Origin of the sequence: Haloferula rosea, assembly GCF_016595525.1 — a bacterium.
GTDB classification, from domain to species: Bacteria; Verrucomicrobiota; Verrucomicrobiia; order Verrucomicrobiales; family Akkermansiaceae; genus Haloferula; species Haloferula rosea.
Window position 1 is genome coordinate 1 of record NZ_JAENII010000028.1, and the last position, 5866, is coordinate 5866.

A 5866-nucleotide genomic window follows, 5' to 3' on the forward strand; every position below is an offset into this window, starting at 1 on the left:
TGAAGCAAGCCATCCTCCACCGAGTAGCTGACCAGCATGCTGGCCCACGCCACCGTCTGGAGAATCGCGATCGGGCCACCAAGAAGGTGCATGCACCCCAAGGCCACCACCCAATGACGCCAGCACCCCCGTTGGAAGAATCTCAGCACGTACGCGGGCGTGTACCCCGGAACGACCGGGAGAACAACCGATGCCGAATCACCGCGGGAAGAATCCCAAGATCGGCGTAGTGCCCACGAAACTGCACGCGAATGGGCGCTGAGAGTTCCACCACTCGGCTCCACCAGTTACCGGGTTCACACTTCTGCTCCGGCGAATGGCAAATCAAAATCAGTCGGGATCCGTCGAGATTATTGACCCTTTCAGACCCTTCGATGGACGGATCACTACCGGCAAAAGCCCATCAACAATGGAACGGGTGCAGATTCAGCGGATGTCACGGATGCTCTCTCCCCAATCGAATTCACGACCCATCAGTTTGTAGCCCTGCGGCTGAAGTCCATCCTTCAGCCATTTGTCGAAGAGCTTGAGCCTCGCATTGACAACATCCCGTATGCCTTCGCCGCGGACGATTGGGGCGGCAATCCGCGGCATCAGGAACCTTACAAGCTGGTGATGCTCAATGGTGACCGCCGAAAGGTGGGAAGGAATGCGAAGCCCGGCTACCTGACAAAACCCATACAATGAAAACAAAACCGGCGTATAGATGCACACAACCGCGGTAGGCTGAAAACGCGTGAGTGCCCGCTCCCAAAAGGCCCGGAAACGCGGTTCATCGTCCAAGGGAAACAGTGGGACCATTTCCTCGCCATCAAAGGCGACACCCACTGCAGAAGCAGCGTAGGCTCCCAAGATCGATTCGCGGAGGTTGGGTCGAAGAATTGGCGTTAGAATCCGACGGTGACCCAATCCATGCAGATGCCCAAGAATCGAGGAGATCACTTGCTCGATGCTCACCCCCCATCCGGATTCCCCGAGTTTCGGAGCAATCGGGGCCCCTGCCAGTCGATATACAGGAAGATCGATTTGGTTCAGTTGCTCGCTCCAGCCTTCAAGCGCTTCGAAAGCCACAACTCCACGAACATGATTCACCGAAATCTCTTGGGCCAACTCATCATGCGACATGGGCCGCTCCGTTCTTTGAACTGAAATCACGTTGGATTTCGGAAAATGCTCACGCCAACGCTCCTCGATACCAGCCAGCAGTTCGAAACTCAACTCACTCAGCCTTTCACGCTTCGGAGAAATCAGCAGGAGGTTGGAAGCGGGACTGATGCGATCTCCCTGATTCGATCGAATTCGGATCTTCTGACCCTTCTTCGGCACTTCCAGATACCCTTCGTCCACGAGAAAGCGAATGGCTCCGCGGACACTGGGAACCGAGACGCCGAGTTCCTTCGCCAGTTTTTGCTGCCCGGGCAGAAATGTCGTCCGACTTCCGTGCTCGATTTCGGACTTCAGTTGGTCCGCCACAAGGCGAGGTGTCGACTGACGTTTGATGGGCATGATGCAATTGGAAAATACCAGGGCCAAGGCGCCCCAACCCGGAAGATCGGGCAAACCTATAATAAAAACTGATACGTTCGAGCCAGCACAAAGGAAGATAGGCCTGACATCGCTGCGTGTATGGTGACACGGCGGCGCGACGCAAACACAGCCATCAAGCACCCTCCATGACTCGAAGCTCACCCACTTTTGGCATCTGCGTAATCACCTGGCTGGTAGTAGTCTTGGCCCTTCCCCTGAAAGCCGACAAACTCGGGACCCTTGAGGAGCGCTTCGTTGAACTCGACCAAGTCTGCCGGCCCTCTGTCGTGGGAATCAGCAAGGATGGGCACGGCGACGGCTCAGGGGTGATTGTCACGCCTTGTGGGATCGTTCTCACGGCGGCGCATGTGGTGAAAGAACCGGGTCGATCCGTGGAACTTTACCTCCACGATGGTAGCCTCGTGAATGCCGTATCCATCTGGCTCAACCATCGGTCAGACACCGCAATCTGTCGGATCGTCACGCCCATGCCGGATGCAGGTTGGCCCTTCCGGCCGGTGGGTGATCCCTCCGGGCTTTCTCCAAAAGACTGGTGCTTCATCATCTCCCACGGCGGGAGCATTCAGCTTGATCGTGAGGCTCCACTGAGAATCGGTCGGCTGCTGAAATCGGAATCAGACATCAACAGACTTCTTCTCACCACCGACTGCGCGGCAATTCATGGCGACTCGGGAGGGCCACTCTTCGACATGAATGGCAACGTTGCCGGCATTCTCACGAGCATGGTCACGTCCGATATTCACCACAACAATCACGTCGCCATCCAAACCATCCTCGATCAGTGGGGAGAATGCCTTTCATTTCCCTCCAAGTTGCCGTCAGCCGAGGAAATTACGCACTTTGAGAAGATCAGCCGACTCGCCCGCGGCCGGACCGGGAACGCTCAGCCCGATGCGATGAACAAGATCCGCGCCGCCCTCCGAGCACAGTTTCCGGACCTGCCCCGGGCTGGAATCGATGCCCTGCGGGATACCGCCAGATTCAACGGGGAGTCGGTCTCGATCATGCCCGACCACAGGACCTTTGCCATTCTATCCTCCGCAGGCATCAACCCACAGAAGGTCGGCCTCAAGCTTGCCGCAAACGCGGAACGGATCGAGGACCTGCGAGTTCGTTGCTGGCTGGAGAGACGCTTCGGCACGCTCTCCGAGCCTGCTTTCCAAAGGCTTCTTGGTGCCGTCCGAAAGAGTCCTACCCTCGACCTTGGTCTAACAGGCTCCAACACCGCACGACGCAACCTCGAGAGAATGGGTGTCAATTTGAATGCACTTCGTACGAGGCAAGCCTTCCGATTCCAGTATGCCCACCTCGGGACAGAAGGAAAGCGCTTGCTAGGCAAGGCATTTGAGAAGGATCCACTGAATCCATTCGAGCACCTCTCTTCCAGCGACCGATTCAAGCTCGCACAGATGGGCGTGATTGAGACTGAACAGCCTTTTCCTCCACTGGCCGAACACAAGGGCCCCAAAGGCTCAGAGCTGGCGCGGATCCATGGTGACTCCGCTCCAGATGTTCAGACTCGGATGCCCGACCTCCCCAGTCCCCTTCCCTTGCACCAGGCAGGAAAGCAGATTGCCTTGGTCACCCCGATTGCGAAGCGCCTTGCCCTATCAAAGCAATCCTCATTGAAGCACCGCAAGCTTCTCACGATCGAATCGGGGCATGGAACCGTCCAAGCAGAAGTCATTGGAATCGATCAGCAGTCCGACCTCGTTTTGCTCCGTCTCGACACGGATGTGGAACCCATCGACTGGGCCGACGAAGTCCAGAATGACGTGGGTCGGCTGCGCATCGCCCCAACCATGATGGGTTCCCGTCTGGGCGTGGAGAGCGTGCCCCGCCGTCCGATCCCAGATCGCCCCAAGGCTCTGCGGGAGCGCAAGGACGGCAAGCCCGTGAACTATCACTCTCAGCACTTGTCATCACTCTCCTCGGAACTCAGTCCACGGAGAACGAGGTTTCCCGAATGCCACCAGCATGATGCGTGGGTCGAGGCAAACCAGTGTGGGGGTCCACTCTACGACCTTGATGGTCGGGTCGTCGGAATCAATATTGCCCACTTCAGCAGGACCACCCACTACGCGCTTACCAAGGAGAGTGTCGATTCAGCGCTCTCGCGACTTCGAAGCAATCCGCCACCCACGAATATACTGACACGTCCGCGTGAGGAGGTGCACTCTTTCCTATGGATGGGCGGCAGCAACATGATTGGAAATACGCCTGCGGTCTCTGACGACCTGAAACCGCTCCCCGATGCCTACGTACTGACCACCGGATCAACAATTGGGTGGAAGCCCATGACAGCCGCCATCGTCGAACGTCGTTCCGGTCCCAAATTCAGTCCAGCCTTCAGCTTTGTGCAGTCCTATCAGGCTGCCAACCCGGACGTCACCATCTGTCTCGTCCCAATCGTCGGAAAATCGTCCGCACTTACCAGCTACCTGAGAGGAGAGCCAAAATTTGAACACCTCTCCGAGGCGCTTCAATTCATCAGTGAGGACACCACGCTATGCGGGCTGGTCTGGCAAGGTGGGGAGATCATGGCTCGAAGCACGACCACGACCGCCGAGTTCGAACAGGAGCTGGAGCGTTTGATCTCACAGGTCAGAAGCGAGTCCGGATTGTCCTCTCTCCCTGTGGTCATCGCCGGTCCCGGTCCATGGTTCCATCGGGCCCTCGGTCCCGAACGAGCAGAGAACCTTAATCCGATTCGCAAAGCCCTGACCAGAATACAGGAGACCACCAGGCATCTCAGCCTGGTTTCAACCGAGGAACTCACCACCGACAACCCAAGCTACCCGCACCACTTTGACCGGTCCTCGTCGGAGCTCTTCGGCCAGCGGGTGGCAAAGGCCCTGATCGACACCCGTTGAACAACCCATCATGAAATCGATGAAGTATCTGATGATCCCTATAGCCGTATGTGCAGGACTCAACCTTGGCCTCGCCCGGGAAACCCCGGACATGCGTTCCCTTCCCATCCAGCAGGCAAACAACAGTCTGCACTACGTCGTCCCTGTAGCGGTCGATGGCGAACACCGCCACTTGATCCTCGACAGCGGTTCAGGAGGAAATGTGACCCTCTCTCTCGACTTCGCCCGCTCCTTGGGAGCCGACCTCAAGGAGTCCGGGGCCTCGAATGATATCAAGGGTAGGTCCGTGAACTATGTTACAACCTTTGACGAGGTTGCCGTTGCGGGAATTCTGAAAATCCGGAATACAAAGACAACTCTCCGCGACTTCTCGAGACTCACGACTATCGAGGTCAACGGCGAGCAAGACACCGTCGCTGGATTGGTCGGAAGTCCCTTTCTCGATCAAGTCAACGTAGTCTTCAATCCGCGCGGACCCTCACTCCTGATGCCCAAAGCAGGCGTCGGACCCGATGACTATTGCCGTGCAAAGCAGGCGGAGGGCTACGAGCGCCTCGAACTGACGAAGGGCACCCACAAGTATCCCGTCGTCACCGCAAAGATCGAGGGCAGAGAATTCGATTTTCTCGTCGATACAGGTTCTGCCATCAACATCATGCTGAAGGACGTTGCGAAGGAACTTGGTTTGCCATTGAAAGAATCCGACAACACGGCCTCCGGACCATCCGGAGGCAAACTCAAGCTACTCGTCACGAACCTTGACCGGATGATCCTGGGCAACCGTGCCTTGTTGCCCAACACGGAGTTCTACGTACTTCCAAAGACCGGATCGAAATCAGTGAGTGATGGCAAATACGGCGGCATCATCGGCGTGAACACACTCCGGCGATGGAACATGGAGTTGGACTTTGGCTCCTACTCCCTCCTCATGCCCGCACCCAGGTAGTGCGAGTGTCAGAATCCTGCACGACACTCGAGAAGCCGTTCGAAGCTGGCTCCGCCCCTATTGCAGCGGAAAACTGCAGAGGATCAGTCATCAACGGCGGCGGCGAAGAGCACCACCGAGCGCGGCCACACCGAGAAGCAGGATGTGGCTTGGCTCAGGAACCACAAATGCGACTGCATCAAGGTTCGCAAATCCAGTCGGGCTTGCCGTCAGAGTGAGCGCAATCTGTCCAAGAGCATCGACCGGATACTGCCCGATCAATGCAAAACTGAGATCCCCGTTCCCGTCATTGAGAACCAAATCACCCGGAGGGGCACCAACATTCTGAACGTGCACCACCGATGGCCCACCGTTCACGGTGTAGGACGCCGCCGAGTAGAAGGCGAGTAGAAGGGGTCAGCCCAGAATGGCGCGTCCTTAAGCTCGATTTCGTTGAAAACGAGAGACGGAAAGCCGGCCGAAGTACGGTATGAATAGTGTGAATAAACAACCTCTCCTG

The 5866-nt window shown here is 57.0% G+C and carries 4 protein-coding genes; 2 read left to right on the top strand and 2 right to left on the bottom strand.

Going from position 1 to position 5866, the window contains the following annotated elements:
- Positions 1 to 426: 426 nt before the first annotated feature.
- The gene (locus tag JIN81_RS18560) at positions 427 to 1689 is read right to left on the bottom strand and encodes a GntR family transcriptional regulator (protein ID WP_200283524.1); all 1263 of its coding nucleotides are present in this window, start codon (positions 1687 to 1689) and stop codon (positions 427 to 429) included.
- Positions 1690 to 1730: 41 nt separating this feature from the next.
- Between JIN81_RS18560 and JIN81_RS18565 the strand changes: the two genes are divergently transcribed.
- Together JIN81_RS18565 and JIN81_RS18570 are read left to right on the top strand one after the other, a co-directional pair.
- Complete coding sequence (locus JIN81_RS18565; RefSeq protein WP_200283526.1) at positions 1731 to 4421, top strand: trypsin-like peptidase domain-containing protein; 2691 nt, start codon at positions 1731 to 1733, stop codon at positions 4419 to 4421.
- Between the two features lie 10 nt (positions 4422 to 4431).
- Positions 4432 to 5367, top strand: coding sequence for an aspartyl protease family protein (locus JIN81_RS18570; protein ID WP_200283528.1), 936 nt, complete (start codon positions 4432 to 4434; stop codon positions 5365 to 5367).
- Positions 5368 to 5457: 90 nt separating this feature from the next.
- On the opposite strand, the gene JIN81_RS19680 is transcribed toward JIN81_RS18570, so the two are convergent.
- Positions 5458 to 5724: a PEP-CTERM sorting domain-containing protein gene (locus JIN81_RS19680; RefSeq protein ID WP_200283530.1), complete on the bottom strand. Its 267-nt coding sequence runs from the start codon at positions 5722 to 5724 to the stop codon at positions 5458 to 5460.
- Positions 5725 to 5866: the final 142 nt, after the last annotated feature.

What these genes read in the sequence shown, in the direction of transcription:
- JIN81_RS18570 (WP_200283528.1), top strand. Translation starts at nt 4,432, where the DNA reads ATGAAATCGATGAAGTATCTGATGATCCCTATAGCCGTATGTGCAGGA.